This is a genomic window from Halomonas sp. BDJS001 (assembly GCF_026104355.1).
Taxonomy (GTDB): Bacteria; Pseudomonadota; Gammaproteobacteria; order Pseudomonadales; family Halomonadaceae; genus Vreelandella.
The window spans coordinates 1,256,790-1,271,073 of record NZ_CP110535.1; the positions used below are offsets into that span (position 1 = coordinate 1,256,790).

A 14,284-nucleotide genomic window follows, 5' to 3' on the forward strand; every position below is an offset into this window, starting at 1 on the left:
TCCGATCCGAAATACGTCGTCTAATGTAGCGCGGGAAGCAGTTAGTGGCTATCCCTAGACGTTGGTCGTAAGTTGGCAGTTTTGTTTTGACACGCACAGGGCAGGTAGCTAGCCTTCGCATACTTGATGTTACCGGTAACAAGTTGCCGTTCATTGAATCGGCCGTTAACAACCTCGCTATTAACAACTCAACCATTAACAACAATGAGTACTTGGAGATAACGCTATGACCGCTATTTGGCGCAACGCAGTGACCTTGGTCGGCGCGACCACCCTGACATTGGGTATGGCTCATGCCCAAAGCCCCGAACTCTCTGATCCGCCTGAAATTGAAGGCGAGGTAGTTGGCGACCACGGTTCGCATACTCTACGCATGGGTATCGGTCTTGCAGAAAGCTCGCCGCAGTACCTATCCAGCCAATACTTTGGTGAGATTCTTGAGCAGCGTACCGATGGCCGTATCACGGTTAACGTTTTCCCTAACAGTCAGTTAGGCGACGACGTTCAAATGATGGAAATGTTGCAAACCGGTACGTTGGACATGACCTATCCCTCCAGCTCGGCGACCACAGGCTACGTGGAACAGCTGGCTGCTTTTGACCTCCCTTTCCTGCTGCCAAGCCGTGAAGCTGCCGTAGCGGTCATGCAGAGCGATGTTGCCCAGGGTATGTTGGATGCTTTTGAAGGTACCGGCCTCAAGGCGCTCGCCTTCTCCGAAAATGGCTATCGTCAGCTCTCTAACAGTGCTCGCCCGGTGTCTAGTCCTGACGATGTTGCCGGTCTAGATGTGCGTGGTTTGAGCGTGCGCACGATGGAAAATCCGGTGCACCTGGCGATTTGGGAAGCGTTAGGCGCCAACCCCACACCAATGGCCTTTGGTGAGTTGTTCTCCGCGATGGAGCAGGGCGTGGTTGATGGTCAGGAAAACCCCTGGAGCACCATCCTGACCTCTAACTTCAACGAAGTGCAGGACTATGGCACTGAAACACGCCACGTCTATACTCCTTTTATCATGATGCTTTCTGAGCGTACCTGGGATCGTATGGCGCCTGAGTATCAAGAGTTGGTGCTGGAAGCCGCTCGCCAGTCCGCAGAGTACGAAATTCAGCTCTCTGCTGAATACGATGATTGGTCTCGTGACCAGCTAGCAGAGCGCGGTATGGAAATTACCCGCCTGGATGACGAGCAGTTAGCCGCGTTTCAAGACGCCGTACAGCCGGTCTACGAAGAGTGGGCACCGCGCATTGGTGAAGACCTTATCGCCGACATTCAAAAGATTGTTGAAGAGAGCAGCAACTAAACCTTACGTTTAGCGCACCACTTGGGCAGGCCGTTGAGCCTGCCCAACGTGTCAGTGCCCTGGAGCTCCTATGTCACTCTCCTCTACACCCCCCAATACGTCTACGCCGATTGAAGACCCCTCGGTGTATCTGGATGACCCTAACCGCAAATCGCTGGAAATCGATACCGATACCCGCCAAGGCCCCGCCCTGTTCCGCTGGCTGACCTTGGGCATGGAGTATCTGATCGGCGCTATTTTAGTGGCGTTGATTGTGTCCGTTTCCTGCAACGTAGTAGGGCGTGCACTGTTTAATCACTCCCTGCCCTGGGCGGATGAACTGGCGCGTATGCTGTTTATATGGCTGGTGTTTATCGGCGCTGCTGCCGCCTTTTCCCGCTACGAGCACATAGCCGTTGACGCCCTGGTTCGGCGCCTGCCGTTGCGCTTGGCGCATATGCTCTATCTGCTCCAGCATGTAATTATTACCGGCCTGATGGTGGTAATGATCTGGGGTGGCTACCAAGTGTTGGAACGCTCTAGTGGGCGTTCGGCGATTATGAATATACCGCTGAGCTTTATCAGCCTTTCGCTGGTGCTGTGCGTCATATTCATTGCGGCAGTGTCGATTTGGCGGATATGGGTCAGCCTGAACGTTATTCGTCACCCTGAGCGGGAGCGCTAATCATGCTATGGATTTTTCTGGCTATTTTATTGGCCTCCATCGTTATTGGGCTGCCGATTGCCTTTGGTTTAGGCGTGGCAGCGTTGGTGATGGCGGTACTTTCTGATATTCCACTGTCGATCATGATCGAACAGTCTATTCGTGGGGTTAACAGTTTTCCGTTGCTGGCAATCCCATTCTTTATTTTAGTCGGCGAGGTGATGAGTAACGGCGGTATCGCGCGTCGCTTGATGGAACTGGCGGGCGCCTTGGTCGGCTTTATGCGCGGCGGTTTAGGGCAAGTGGCCATTACCGGTTCGATGTTTTTTGGGGGTATCAGTGGGTCAGCGGTAGCCGATACCGCTGCCACTGGCGCGATGATGATTCCTTCCATGAAAGAGCAGGGTTACACCGCCGCCAATGCCACCGCGATTAATACCGTCTCGTCGGTGATTGGGATCATTATTCCGCCTTCAATTCCGCTGATTCTGTACGGTATTGTCACCGAAACCTCCATTAGCCGCCTGTTTATCGCCGGTATTATCCCCGGCCTGTTGATTGGCTTTGCGCTAATGGTGACCACCTATCTGCTTGCTAAAAAGGATGGGGGTGGCGTGCAGCAGTTCCGCTGGGATCGCCTCTGGAATGCCTTTAAAGCTGCCTGGTTGGCGCTCGTGCTTCCGGTGATTGTGATTGGCGGTATTATTTTTGGCGTGTTTACGGCTACCGAAGCGGCCGTGGCGGCCCTGCTATACTCGTTGGCGATTTCGCTGATCGTTTACCGGGAGTTTAAGCTTAAAGAGCTTGTCGGTATGCTGATCCGTACGGCTCGTCTGACCGGTATGGTCATGATGTTGCTGGCGTTCGCGACGGTGATCGCTTGGTTCCTGACCATCAATATGGTGCCTCAAACCTTGGTCAGCCAGGTGCAGGCAATTACCCAAGATCCGTTTATGCTGCTGCTGATTGTGGCTTTCTTGCTCTTGTTGGTGGGGTTTGTGATGGACTTAACCCCGGCGATGGTGATTATGGCGCCTATGCTGGCCCCTATTGTCACCTCTGTGGGCGTTGATGCGGCTTACTTCGGCGTACTGATGGCGTTTGTATTAGGCATCGGGCTGTTAACCCCGCCGGTGGGCACCTGCCTCTATGTAGGCTGCGGTGTGGGTAAAGTCTCGATGGAGTCGTTGGTGAAAGCCATGCTGCCTTACTATGCGGCGCTCCTCGTGGTGTTGGTGGTACTGATCGCCTTCCCCGGAATCGTTACCTGGCTGCCTGACCTCACCGCTGTACGCGGCAATTAAACAACAGGAGAGCCTCTGTGAAGAACCTCTCACAGCGTATTTTAGTGATGGGCGTGTCCGGTTGTGGGAAGTCACATATTGGCCAGCAGTTGGCGGAGACTCTAAGCTCGACCTTTATTGACGGTGACGATTATCACTCCCCAGCCAACGTGGCTAAAATGGCCAGTGGTACGCCGCTCAACGATGATGACCGGAGCGAGTGGCTGGATACCTTGGCGGCACTGTTTGCCGAGTATCGGGCAAGGGATGAGTCGCTGGTACTTGCCTGTTCCGGATTGAAAAAACGTTATCGTGACCGGCTAAGGCAAGGGGATCCCGCGCTGCAGATCCTCTATTTGGAGGGGAGCCGGGAGCTACTGCTTGAGCGGCTTGAAACCCGGGCAGGGCACTTCTTTAAAGGCGATACCATGTTGGCCAGTCAGTTGGCCGACCTGGAACCGCCGAGTGAAGAGGAGGCCTTCAATGCCTCAATCACCTTGTCGCCCCAAGTGATTGTTGCTCAATTCGCGGCGACGCTGCCGGAGCCCAGTCGCTCGCCGCGATAAAGAAAAGAGTGCACGTTGGGGTCGCTTACAGCAGTTAGACCCCAATGCATGCATCTTGTATAAGGCAGTCACTTCTTGAAGAAAAAACGCCCCACCCTACAGGATATTGCCGACCACGTCGGGGCTACCAAAATGACGGTAAGCCGCTGCCTGCGAGACCCTGAAACCGTCTCGGAAGGCCTGCGTGAGCGCATCTTTTCGGTTGCCGAACAGATTGGTTATATTCCCAATCGCGCACCGGATTTGCTCTCCAGGGCGACCAGCCACTCCATAGGGGTGCTGGTACCGTCGCTCACCAACCAGGTATTCGCCGATGTGATCCTCGGTATCGAAACGCTGACGGAGCCTGCGGGCTATCACCTGATGCTTTCTCACTATGGCTATAGCCCTGAGCTGGAAGAGCGCAGCTTGGCCTCGCTGCTCTCCTATAATGTCGACGGGGTGATTTTGTCTGACCGTGACCATACGCCGCGCAGCCTGCGTATGCTGGAAACCGCCGGTATCCCGATTGTTGAAATCATGGATACCCACCGTCCTCCGCTGCAGCAAGTGGTGGGTTACGATAACGTTCAAGCCGCGTATGACATGGTCAGCGAGATGATCGTACGAGGTCGACGCCAGGTGATTTACCTGGCGGTGCGCCTGGATGAACGTACTCGCCAACGTGAGCATGGCTACCGCCAAGCCATGCGAGAGTATGGCTTAACGCCCGTTACGCTACAAAGCACCCAGCGCTCCTCTTACAGCGTGGGGGCGGCATTGCTGCAGCAGGTGATGGCAGATTACCCCGCAGCGGATGGTCTGTTCTGTACCAACGATGATGTCGCGGTAGGGGCCTATTTCGAATGCCTGCGGCGGGGAATCGATGTGCCAGGGCGGATGGCGCTGGCCGGTTTTCACGGCCACGATGTAGGTCAGGTAATGACGCCAAGACTCGCCAGCGTCGTTACGCCACGTCAGGCCATTGGTGAAACAGCCGCGCGGGAATTGTTAGCACGGATCCGAGGGGAGTCGCTGACCCGGCAAGTGGTCGATTTGGGCTATCGTATTGAAGTGGGAATGACCTTATAGAGCCCGTTATCGAGTAGCCGTTAGCAGCGTAAATGTCTAAAGTAGCCTTTTACTTTTGTCGCGAGGCCGTCGTGCAGATTACTCAACTCAATATTTACCCTGTCAAATCGCTAAAAGGCATCAGCGTCACTCAAAGCGAGCTGCAAGAGCATGGGCTAGCCTGGGATCGCCGCTGGATGCTGGTGGATGCGCAGCAGCGTTTTGTGACCCAGCGTCAGCTCCCGGCGCTTGCCACCGTTGAGGTCGCGCTGACCGATGAGCACTTGGTGCTGTCGCATCCTAACGTCGAGCCGTTGAGCTTACCGCTGGCCGAACCAAAGGGGAATTTGCGCCTGGTTAGCGTGTGGAATGACCACTGCAAAGCGCTGCCGGAGAGCGATGACGTATCGCGCTGGCTGGTCGCCGCTCTAGGCGAGCAGGCTCAGGGGTTAAGCATGGTGCGTTTTGCCACCGAGTTTAGCCGTGCGGTAGAAGAGGATTTTCTTGATGGCGGCGCTGCGCACACCTACTTTTCCGACGCATACCCCTTTTTGATTGCCACCACGGGATCGTTAGACGCGCTAAACCAGGCGCTAGTGGCGGGCGGGCACGCTCCTGTGCCCATGAATCGCTTTCGGCCCAATATCGTCGTAGAGAGTGACGAGGCGTGGGCGGAGGATCGTTGGGCAACGTTGTCAGAGCAAGGCGGCGCTTTTCAACTGGCGTTACGCAAGCCGTGTAAGCGCTGCAAAATCACCACCATTGATCAGCATACGGCCGCAGTGCCTGCCCCGGCTGAACCGCTAAAAACCTTGATTGAACTCAATACGCAACCCAGCCTTAAAGGCGCGCATTTTGGCCAAATGCCACGCTGCTTGAAGGTGCCGGCAGTGTTATTCGTGTGGGGGATAGGCTGGCGGCGGTGCCTCGCGACGCTTAATGCGCAGCAGGTTAGTGGCAATTGCCGTGCCGATCAGGGTTATCACCATACCGGCGATAATTTGCAGGTTGAGCGTTTCGCCAAGCAGCAAATAGCCCCATATCAGCGCGCTCACTGGCACCAGAAAGGTGACCGTTGAGGTCGCAGTGGCGCCCGCGTTGGCAAGTAAGCCAAAGTAGAGCAGAAAAGCCAGTGTGGTGCTAAGCGCAGCCAAGGCCAAGGCATTGCCCCACGCCAGTGGGCTAATGGGGTCACTCGGCCACAACAATATGCCGGGAATCAGCAGCACCAGCGCCGACATGGCGCTGCTGCCTGCGGCCAGTACACGGGTGGGTAGATGGCCAAGGCGCGTTTTTGAGTAGTTGCCTGCAATACCGTAGCAAAATGTAGCGCCTAAAACGGCCAAAATAAACCAGCCGTCGCCGCCCAGGGCAAAATCAAGCCGATCGGCCGAGAGCACGTAAACACCCAGGAGTGCCAAGGCAAGTCCTAGGTACTGCTGGCGCAGTATTGCGGTAGCGAAGAACAGCGCGCCAAGCAGCGCAGTAAAAATCGGCGTGGTGGCATTAATCAGCGAGGTAAAGCCCGCTTCAAGGCGTGTAGTGGCAAGTGCCAGTAGTGAAAAAGGCAGTACGTGATTGACCACCCCTAAAAAAAGCAGCGACCCCTTGTGCAGCCAGATGAGTCTTAGGTAGTGCAGGCTGATCAACAGCGGCATCAATAGCAGCGCACCAATGCCCATGCGCACTAGCACTAACGGCACTGCACCAAACTCGGGGGCGGCCACGCGCATAAAGATAAATGACAGGCCCCATAGCGAAGAGAGCAGTATCAAGCGCAGCGCATCAGCCGACGACATGGCGAGTCCTTAACGTTCAAGAGGTGATCCAGTTAGGTAGCTAACTAGCTTAAGGCCGAATAGAAGGGGATGGAAGTGATTGAAGCGCGGGGTCGGCAGAACAGGAGAAAATCAGCTACGCTGGTTAGGTAGTCGAGCGGTAACCGCCGTTAGGCTCTGTCTGACAACATGTCTATGCATAATCGCACACACAAGGAGTTGTTCATGGATCGTAAAGCTAGCGCACGTTGGGAAGGTGGTCTCAAGGATGGTAAAGGCACCGTTTCAACCGAAAGTGGCGTTTTAGATGCCAAGTACTCCTTCAGCAAGCGCTTTGAAGATGAAAAAGGTACCAATCCTGAAGAGCTGATCGGTGCGGCACACGCCAGCTGTTTCTCAATGGCGCTCTCAATGATTTTGGGCGAGAAGGGCTATACCGCTGACGCTATCGAAACCAGCGCCAAAGTGACTCTTTCCCAAAGTGATGCCGGGTTCGATATCTCGAAAATTCACCTGGACGTGGTGGCTGAGATCAGTGGCGCTGACGACGCAGCATTCCAGGAAGCAGCGGAAACGGCTAAAGCTAACTGTCCTGTTTCCAAGGTTCTTAATGCAGATATAAGTATGACGGCTAAATTAAAAGGCTGATGATAAGCTATTCTGATAGCTTACGTTTTTCAATAGCATAAGTTATGGTGCCGCCACATTGATTGATGTGGCGGCATTTTTAATTATTTTTATTGTCTGAATGAGTAGAAAAAGTGTTGATCATAAAAAAGCCTTGGCAAATGCCAAGCTTTTTGGAACTAATTAGCGTTTACTCATCTTCGCTTTTATCTTCGCTACGCTGATACTCTTCAGCAGCTTCAAGGGCATCTTCTGAAGCATTAACGGTGATGACATAATTTTCGCCATCTTCGTCTTTGGTTAACTCAAGTGAATCCCACTCGATAGCGACGTTTTTCTCGCCCATACCCAGAAAGCCGCCAACGCCGACGACAACAGCGTTAATCTGACCATCTTCATCAATCACCAAGTCCGTGATGGTGCCGATGTCTTCGTCATCTTCGACGCTGCTTTTAACTTGGTTGCCGGTTAGGGCGTCAGCATGGAAAGTGCCTGCTGGCGTTTCAGTCAGGTAGGTTGCTTCCATGGTGGCGGTATTCTCTTCGGCGTTTACGGTGCCTGCGGCAAACATAAAGGCCGGAACCATGAGAGTGCCTAAAATAGCGGGTTTAACCATTTTCATTTTGCTTGCTCCTTGCGATTTTATTGGGCTTAACGACTCCGCGTAACAACCCGAATAAATCAATAGTAACGGTATTAACTTCGTTTAAAATAGGCGATAGCAATGCCGAGACTATTATTCCTAAGTGAGTTAATTACTCTAAATAACTAATACGTTAAGGTATTGCATTAGGGTAATTGACGCTGTCTCGCGCGTCACTGCGCTAAGACACCTATCAGGTTAGTCGCTGTGTTCAAAAATACAACCATGTAATTGAAGTTTTTGGCTAATAGGGCGCTTCTGGACTTTCTGCCATCGCCCGGCATACGCGTCTTCGTGCGACAGTCTGTCGAGTTGACCCGTGCTCGATCAGTGTTCATATTCGTCTCCAAATGGCTCACTGGTATCCTCGGTTTGATAAAAGTGAGGTCGCATAAAAAGGAGAACCCCCTGACCATGAATCCCCACCCTTTGCAGACTATCAAGCAGCTTTGCGTCAGCAGTATTGCCTTAGGCGCATGGCTTTTTGCCTCAAGCGCGACAGCCGATAACAGCGAGCTCCCCAAAGGGCATTTTCTGCTGCCTGAAGTGGGCAACATGGTTGGCCAGGTGTATACCGTCACAGCGGCCGAAGACGACACGCTGCTGGATATTGCCCGCATACACAATGTGGGCTATGAAGAAATTCGTATGGCTAATCCTGATGTTAGCCTCTGGGTTCCGGGAGAAGGGACAGAGGTCACCATCCCCGGGCAGTTTATTCTTCCCGATGAAGAGCGAACAGGGATCGTTATCAATGTGGCGGAATTGCGTCTCTACTACTACCCCGATGTCGAGGCTGGAGAAGCGCCGCGGGTGGAGACTTATCCTATTGGTATTGGTCGTGACGCTTATAATACCCCGCTGGGGATTACCGAGACGACCATGCGCCTTGAAAACCCAGCCTGGTACCCACCTGAGTCGATTCGTCGTGAAGCTGCAGAGCGCGGTGATCCTGCCCCCGCGGTTGTGCCCCCCGGCGCCGATAACCCCTTAGGTAAATACGCTATTCTGCTGGATATTCCCGGTTACCTGATTCATGGCACCAACCAGCCTGATGGGATTGGTATGCGCGCTAGCCGTGGCTGTATCCGCATGCACCCTGAAGATATTGAGTCGGTCTTTTGGCGGGTGCCAGTCGGCACGCAAGTCAATATTATCGATTCTCCTATCAAAGTAGGCTGGGATACCAGCGGTAAAGGCTACATCCAGGCGTTTACCGCCACGGATGAAAACGCTTATGGCATGGATACGCTGTTAAACGTGGTCGGGCTTATTGAACAGCACGAGGGCGGTAACACACATAGCGTCAATTATGAGCAGGTGCGCGAAGTGCTGGAGCGGGCCAACGGGCAAATTGTTCCGCTTAGCTAGCCTGTTGTAGCGCTTAACCCCCTAACGTGCAGGGTCAAGTACGCCACCCAGCGACGCATTGCGCCTAAACCAGCCCGCGATGCTGGTGCGCGGGTGGCGGGTTGGCAGTACTTCGTGGGGAATGGTTTCAGAGAGAAAACAGGCGAAAGTGCCTGCTTCGGGGATGACCCGGGCGACTTCCTGGCTGGGGTCGTCAGGATGATAAATTACCATTTCACCGCCGCCATCGCTTGGCCAGTTGGGGGTCAGATAGCCAACCGTTGAGATAACCCGGTTGGCGCGACCGCGAAAACTATCCAGATGACGTTGATAAAAAGCGCCGGGAGGATAGTGGGCAAAGTGGGCCTCGTACTCAAACAGGCCTAAAAACAGCGCGTGGTTAAGCGCCTGCTGTAGCTCGCTCATGGCGTCTAAGTAACGCCGCTGGGCAGCGCTTTCTCGATCAAGCCAGTGAATAGCGTCACCGCGGATATCTTTACGCAGCAGGTGCTGTTGACCGCGGCCAATGCCCGCTTCATCCAGTCCGTTATACGCCGCCCGGTGCAGCAACTCTTGGTTCAGCGTGGCGCATAGTTCCAGGTCGATGACCTCGCGGCCCACATACCAGCCCTGTTCAACCAGCGCATCCACCAGGGTGATCTGCGTTGCAGGCTGTAGTGCAGGTGACGGCGTAGCAACATTGGGTGTCATTGGTTGGATCTCGATGGCGCCGAGCCCGAAACGGTCGTGGAGGATGTTGAGAGACGGCTTTTGCGTTCAGGGTAGTGGCGTAAAGGTCCGTGAGGGCGTTGATATAGGTCGATCGGCATACCAAAACCTTCGGCCAGTAGCTCCACTAGCATCATGGCTGAAAGCCCCCAGATAACATGGCCGTCTACGCGATAGCTGGGCACGTAGTGGGCGAGCCCATCCACGGTAATCACATCGGTATGCGTACGGTGGTCGTCTAGAAAGTGGCTCAGCGGTACTTCAAAAATGGCATCTAATTCGCCAGGGTCGGCTACCAAGGGTAGATCCGGCGGAATAATGCCCACCCAGGGGGTGACGCGAATGCCGTGCAGCGAAATAACGTCCGACAGCCGCCCCAGGGGTTGCACCAGAGCGGGGTCAAGGGCAATCTCCTCTTCTGCCTCACGAAGCGCCGTCGCGTAGAGATCAGCGTCAAAGGATTCGCGCTTACCTCCCGGGAACGCCACCTGGCCGCTATGGGTGCTCAAATGATTGGCGCGGCGGGTAAACAGTAAAGTAGGCACTGGGCGCTCGACAATCGGCAACAGCACGGCGGCCTCGGGCATCACGATGTGATCCAAGCGTTGAGGAGTCAGCTGTTGCAGCCGTTTACGCAGTTTCTCTAACATGGGGCATCCCGTTACTTTGTTCTCTTTTACCCAGCAGCGGTCGTTGGCGTCAAGCGCGTCGAGGCTTCTATTCACTAGCCGTTGAGAATATGCGATGAATTTCTGTAGCCAGTGTGGTGCTAAAGTACGTTTTGCCGTCCCGGAAGGGGATGACCGTCCGCGCTACCTGTGCGATGCCTGCGGCACGATACACTATCAGAATCCGCGCATCGTGGCCGGTACGCTGCCCGTCAGCGGTAGTAAAGTGCTGCTCTGTAAGCGCGCGATTTCACCGCGCAAAGGCTACTGGACGCTGCCCGCTGGCTATATGGAAAATGCCGAGTCAACCCAGCAGGCAGCTTCCAGAGAGACCCGGGAAGAGGCCTGTGCCGAAGTCGAGCTGGCCAACCTCTACACGCTCATTGACCTACCGCATATCAATCAGGTGTATATGATTTTCCGCGCCGAGCTGGTGGGGGGCTTTAGCGCCGGGCCGGAAAGCCTGGAAGTCGCGCTATTTGAAGAGCACGAAATCCCCTGGGATGAATTGGCTTTCACCACCATTGAGCGCACGCTACGTCACTTTTACGCTGACCGCGCCCTCAATGAGTTTCCGCTGCATATCAGCATGGTGACCCCCGAAGACCGCGAGCGCTATTTTGGCAGCGCGTGAGTCATTCACACCCCGACGAAAAATCCACTTACAGATCGGCCAACTGCCATACATCATAAGCGACTTCTTCGTAGGGGTGGGCTAGTTTTAAGGCCGCGATGGCGCCGTGAATATGCGCTTCCTCGCACAGCAGCTCGACTTTGAACTCCTCGACCTTTTCCAAACTGCCCACCGAGCCGATATGCGGGTGGGCGCCCTCTGTTGGGCGAAACTGCCCCGTGCCGCGGGTTTGAAAACAGACGTTTTCGTATGCTCCCATACGCCCGGCACCGGCTTCAAATACCGCCTGCTTGACGCTGTCGGCATCTTCTATGGGAACAAAAAAAGCGAGCTTATACATACTGTACCTCCAAACGGTCGATCTATTGTGAAACGCTGAACTCTGGCTATGTTAGCGGATAGGCGACTACTGGTCGCGGGCTTAGCTTTGTATGATGATGCTTTTATGACGTTTACCCACGACTGTTGGATGAGCCGCCCTATGGATAAATTTGAGGTAAAGCTGGATCAGGCGGCCAGGGCCGCGTGGATGTCTTACGTAGGTGGCATGACTCAGGATGAGATCGCCAGCCAGCTGGGTGTCTCACGGCCCGGCGTGCAGCGGTTGTTGGCGTTGGCTCGCCAGGAGGGGTTGGTGAAAGTGCATATTGATCACCCAATCTCTAACTGTATGGCGCTGGGCAGCACGCTGCGCGACCACTTTGGCTTGACCTACTGTGAAGTGGTACCCGCCGATAACCACGCCGCCGACAGCGCCGCCTCCTACTTGGCAATCGCCGCCGCCGAGCGCATTGCGCAACTGGTTGAGCGCAGCGAGCCGCTGACACTTTCGCTAGGCACCGGGCGTTCGGTGCGAGCAGCGGTAGAAGCGCTTAGTCGCGTTGAGCGGCCTCAGCATCGCTTTGTCTCGCTGGTAGGGAATGTCGCCCGGGATGGTTCGGCCAACCGCTACGATGCGGTGATGGTAATGGCGGATAAAACCGGCGGCGAACGCTTCTTACTGCCTGCACCGGTGGTCGCCGAATCGCTGGCTGAAAAAGAGGCGATGCTTGCCCAGCGGCTGTTTAAGGCGATTGCCGATGTGGCCAGAGAGTCAGAAGCCGCCTTTATCGGTATCGGGCGTATTGACCGCCAGGCCACGCTGTTTCAAGACCACTTTATTAGTGAAAGCGAACTGGATGAATTACTGGGACTGAAAGCAGTGGGGGAGTTGCTTGGTTGGCCGCTGAACCGAGACGGCGAAGTGATCGACTGCTCCATTACGCGGCGGGTCACCAGTCTTCCCCTGGAGCGGTTTGGTAAGCACCACATGGTAGCCATTGCAGGTGGGCACGAAAAAGCCCCGGCGATACATGCCGCGCTGCGCGGCGGCTGGCTGAAAGGGTTGGTGACTGACGAAGTAGCCGCCAGACAGATTGTTGAGTCGTTATAGGTGTTTAACGCTCTGGGTGTGCACTGCAACATGCATTAGAGGTTATGAATTAGCGTAAAGTCTAAGCTAATCAGCTTTGCTTTTTTTGGGCTTACGTACGATCATTTGTTCGATAGGTGATCAATAAGATCAAGGCGACAACAATGCCAATACCAGCCCATAGGAGTGCTTTATGCGACTCGCACGTCACTTGCCCGTTACCACGCTAGCGGCAGCCATTGCCATATCGGGCCATGCCCAGGCGCAAACTGAAATTACCGTGGCCACGGTTAATAACAACGATATGGTGATTATGCAGAGCCTCACCGAGGCTTTCGAAGAGGCACATCCCGACATCACCCTGGACTGGGTGGTGCTGGAGGAGAACGTGCTTCGCCAACGCATGACCACCGATATTGCCACCGGTGGCGCCCAGTTCGATGTCATGACCATTGGGACTTACGAAGTACCTATTTGGGCTGAGCGTGGCTGGCTTTCACCACTGGATAACCTGCCCGACGGCTACAATGAAGACGACCTGCTAGCCTCCGTTCGCGATGGTTTAAGCTACGACGATACGCTTCACGCCCTGCCGTTTTATGCTGAAAGCTCAATGATGTACTACCGCACGGATCTATTCGAAGAAGCGGGCATTGAGATGAGCGAGCAACCCACCTGGGAAGAAGTGCGCGAGTGGGCGGGTGAGCTACATGGCACCCAGGATGGCTTGGCTGGGATCTGTTTACGTGGCAAGCCTGGCTGGGGCGAAAATATGGCGTTTGTCTCCACCCTGGTGAACACCTACGGTGGCCGCTGGTTTGACGAAGAGTGGAACCCTGAACTCAACTCTGACGCCTGGGTTAACGCTATTCAGTTTTATGTCGATTTGCTCAACGACTACGGCCCGCCGGGGGCTAGCTCCAACGGCTTTAACGAGAATCTGGCGCTATTCTCCCGTGGCAACTGCGCCATGTGGGTGGATGCCACCTCGGCAGCCGGCAAACTGTATGACGGCAATGAGTCCGATGTGGCGGACAGCCTAGGGTTTGCCCCGGCTCCCGTGGCCGAAACACCTAAAGGCTCCCACTGGTTGTGGTCCTGGGCGTTAGCCATCCCGGCCTCTTCAGAGAACCAGGACGCGGCGCGTGAGTTTATTACCTGGGCAACTTCTCAGGAGTACATTGAGCTGGTCGGTGAAACCCAAGGCTGGACCAGTGTGCCACCAGGCACCCGTGAATCGACCTACGCCAATGAGCAGTACACCGAAGCCGCGCCCTTTGCTGACTTCGTGCTAAAGGCCATTCAGGACGCCGACCCCACCGACTCCACCCTGGAACCCAACCCCTACGTGGGTGTTCAGTTCGTCGGTATTCCCGAGTTTCAGTCGATCGGTACTCAGGTGGGGCAAACCATTGCCGCGGCGTTAACCGGTGATACCACGGTAGAGCAGGCGCTAGAGAGTGCTCAGCGTGCCACCGAGCGCACCATGCAGCGGGCTGGCTACATCGAACGATAAAGTGATCGACGCCTGCCTTCCTCTTGTTCACTACAGCGGAGGCAGGTGTCTTATCGCCGTTTTTGAGCAGTTTTTGTAAACAGCCT

15 protein-coding genes and 1 pseudogene are annotated in these 14,284 nt (G+C 54.9%); 11 read left to right on the plus strand and 5 right to left on the minus strand.

The genetic code is table 11. The features are described 5' to 3' along the window. Positions 1 to 226 precede the first annotated feature (226 nt). From OM794_RS05805 to OM794_RS05830, 6 genes and pseudogenes are all read left to right on the plus strand, one after another. On the plus strand, positions 227 to 1,300 hold the full coding sequence (locus tag OM794_RS05805) for a TRAP transporter substrate-binding protein (protein WP_226248498.1): 1,074 nt from the start codon (positions 227 to 229) through the stop codon (positions 1,298 to 1,300). A 70-nt stretch (positions 1,301 to 1,370) separates the two neighbouring features. Then, on the plus strand, positions 1,371 to 1,964 hold the full coding sequence (locus OM794_RS05810; RefSeq protein WP_226248501.1) for a TRAP transporter small permease: 594 nt from the start codon (positions 1,371 to 1,373) through the stop codon (positions 1,962 to 1,964). A gap of 2 nt (positions 1,965 to 1,966) precedes the next feature. Beyond that, a complete protein-coding gene (locus tag OM794_RS05815) occupies positions 1,967 to 3,247 on the plus strand; it encodes a TRAP transporter large permease (RefSeq protein ID WP_226248503.1) in 1,281 nt (426 codons plus the stop codon). A 17-nt stretch (positions 3,248 to 3,264) separates the two neighbouring features. Continuing rightward, the gene (locus OM794_RS05820; RefSeq protein WP_226248505.1) at positions 3,265 to 3,792 is read left to right on the plus strand and encodes a gluconokinase; all 528 of its coding nucleotides are present in this window, start codon (positions 3,265 to 3,267) and stop codon (positions 3,790 to 3,792) included. A gap of 75 nt (positions 3,793 to 3,867) precedes the next feature. Then, the gene (gntR, locus tag OM794_RS05825) at positions 3,868 to 4,863 is read left to right on the plus strand and encodes a gluconate operon transcriptional repressor GntR (protein ID WP_226248508.1); all 996 of its coding nucleotides are present in this window, start codon (positions 3,868 to 3,870) and stop codon (positions 4,861 to 4,863) included. Between the two features lie 71 nt (positions 4,864 to 4,934). Next, positions 4,935 to 5,782, plus strand: a pseudogene (locus OM794_RS05830) (MOSC domain-containing protein). Here the strand turns inward: OM794_RS05830 and OM794_RS05835 are convergent. Next, on the minus strand, positions 5,736 to 6,641 hold the full coding sequence (locus OM794_RS05835) for a DMT family transporter (protein WP_226248513.1): 906 nt from the start codon (positions 6,639 to 6,641) through the stop codon (positions 5,736 to 5,738). The pseudogene OM794_RS05830 and the gene OM794_RS05835 sit on opposite strands and share 47 nt — an antisense overlap. Positions 6,642 to 6,845: 204 nt before the next feature. Between OM794_RS05835 and OM794_RS05840 the strand changes: the two genes are divergently transcribed. After that, positions 6,846 to 7,268 carry an OsmC family protein gene (locus OM794_RS05840; RefSeq protein WP_319001063.1) on the plus strand — a complete coding sequence of 141 codons (423 nt, stop codon included), beginning with the start codon at positions 6,846 to 6,848 and terminating at the stop codon, positions 7,266 to 7,268. 169 nt (positions 7,269 to 7,437) lie between these two features. On the opposite strand, the gene OM794_RS05845 is transcribed toward OM794_RS05840, so the two are convergent. Next, entirely contained in the window at positions 7,438 to 7,869 is a 432-nt protein-coding gene (locus tag OM794_RS05845) for a PRC-barrel domain-containing protein (RefSeq protein ID WP_226248516.1), read from the minus strand. A 435-nt stretch (positions 7,870 to 8,304) separates the two neighbouring features. On the opposite strand from OM794_RS05845, the gene OM794_RS05850 reads away from it, so the two are divergent. Then, on the plus strand, positions 8,305 to 9,261 hold the full coding sequence (locus tag OM794_RS05850; protein ID WP_226248518.1) for a L,D-transpeptidase family protein: 957 nt from the start codon (positions 8,305 to 8,307) through the stop codon (positions 9,259 to 9,261). Between the two features lie 21 nt (positions 9,262 to 9,282). Here the strand turns inward: OM794_RS05850 and OM794_RS05855 are convergent, their stop codons facing one another. Both OM794_RS05855 and OM794_RS05860 read right to left on the minus strand, forming a co-directional pair. After that, positions 9,283 to 9,951 carry a 2OG-Fe(II) oxygenase gene (locus OM794_RS05855; protein WP_226248520.1) on the minus strand — a complete coding sequence of 223 codons (669 nt, stop codon included), beginning with the start codon at positions 9,949 to 9,951 and terminating at the stop codon, positions 9,283 to 9,285. Beyond that, positions 9,948 to 10,619, minus strand: a complete 672-nt coding sequence (locus tag OM794_RS05860) for a CoA pyrophosphatase (protein ID WP_226248523.1) — start codon at positions 10,617 to 10,619, stop codon at positions 9,948 to 9,950. The genes OM794_RS05855 and OM794_RS05860 overlap by 4 nt, the downstream gene beginning before the upstream one ends. 94 nt (positions 10,620 to 10,713) lie before the next feature. Here OM794_RS05860 and OM794_RS05865 point away from each other — a divergent pair, with 94 nt between their 5' ends. Further along, positions 10,714 to 11,271 (plus strand): NUDIX hydrolase, encoded by a 558-nt coding sequence (locus tag OM794_RS05865; protein ID WP_088701045.1) that lies wholly within the window; start codon positions 10,714 to 10,716, stop codon positions 11,269 to 11,271. A 28-nt stretch (positions 11,272 to 11,299) separates the two neighbouring features. On the opposite strand, the gene OM794_RS05870 is transcribed toward OM794_RS05865, so the two are convergent. Further along, positions 11,300 to 11,611, minus strand: coding sequence for an NGG1p interacting factor NIF3 (locus OM794_RS05870; protein ID WP_226248525.1), 312 nt, complete (start codon positions 11,609 to 11,611; stop codon positions 11,300 to 11,302). A gap of 141 nt (positions 11,612 to 11,752) precedes the next feature. Between OM794_RS05870 and OM794_RS05875 the strand changes: the two genes are divergently transcribed. Together OM794_RS05875 and OM794_RS05880 are read left to right on the plus strand one after the other, a co-directional pair. Beyond that, the gene (locus OM794_RS05875) at positions 11,753 to 12,703 is read left to right on the plus strand and encodes a sugar-binding transcriptional regulator (RefSeq protein WP_226248527.1); all 951 of its coding nucleotides are present in this window, start codon (positions 11,753 to 11,755) and stop codon (positions 12,701 to 12,703) included. Positions 12,704 to 12,875: 172 nt separating this feature from the next. After that, positions 12,876 to 14,198 carry an ABC transporter substrate-binding protein gene (locus OM794_RS05880; RefSeq protein WP_226248529.1) on the plus strand — a complete coding sequence of 441 codons (1,323 nt, stop codon included), beginning with the start codon at positions 12,876 to 12,878 and terminating at the stop codon, positions 14,196 to 14,198. The last annotated feature ends 86 nt before the right edge of the window (positions 14,199 to 14,284 follow it).

Coding starts and splice junctions, on each gene's coding strand:
- OM794_RS05805 (WP_226248498.1), top strand. CDS start 227: ATGACCGCTATTTGGCGCAACGCAGTGACCTTGGTCGGCGCGACCACC.
- OM794_RS05810 (WP_226248501.1), top strand. CDS start 1,371: ATGTCACTCTCCTCTACACCCCCCAATACGTCTACGCCGATTGAAGAC.
- OM794_RS05815 (WP_226248503.1), top strand. CDS start 1,967: ATGCTATGGATTTTTCTGGCTATTTTATTGGCCTCCATCGTTATTGGG.
- OM794_RS05835 (WP_226248513.1), bottom strand. CDS start 6,641: ATGTCGTCGGCTGATGCGCTGCGCTTGATACTGCTCTCTTCGCTATGG.
- OM794_RS05840 (WP_319001063.1), top strand. CDS start 6,846: ATGGATCGTAAAGCTAGCGCACGTTGGGAAGGTGGTCTCAAGGATGGT.
- OM794_RS05845 (WP_226248516.1), bottom strand. CDS start 7,869: ATGAAAATGGTTAAACCCGCTATTTTAGGCACTCTCATGGTTCCGGCC.
- OM794_RS05850 (WP_226248518.1), top strand. CDS start 8,305: ATGAATCCCCACCCTTTGCAGACTATCAAGCAGCTTTGCGTCAGCAGT.
- OM794_RS05855 (WP_226248520.1), bottom strand. CDS start 9,951: ATGACACCCAATGTTGCTACGCCGTCACCTGCACTACAGCCTGCAACG.
- OM794_RS05860 (WP_226248523.1), bottom strand. CDS start 10,619: ATGTTAGAGAAACTGCGTAAACGGCTGCAACAGCTGACTCCTCAACGC.
- OM794_RS05865 (WP_088701045.1), top strand. CDS start 10,714: ATGAATTTCTGTAGCCAGTGTGGTGCTAAAGTACGTTTTGCCGTCCCG.
- OM794_RS05870 (WP_226248525.1), bottom strand. CDS start 11,611: ATGTATAAGCTCGCTTTTTTTGTTCCCATAGAAGATGCCGACAGCGTC.
- OM794_RS05875 (WP_226248527.1), top strand. CDS start 11,753: ATGGATAAATTTGAGGTAAAGCTGGATCAGGCGGCCAGGGCCGCGTGG.
- OM794_RS05880 (WP_226248529.1), top strand. CDS start 12,876: ATGCGACTCGCACGTCACTTGCCCGTTACCACGCTAGCGGCAGCCATT.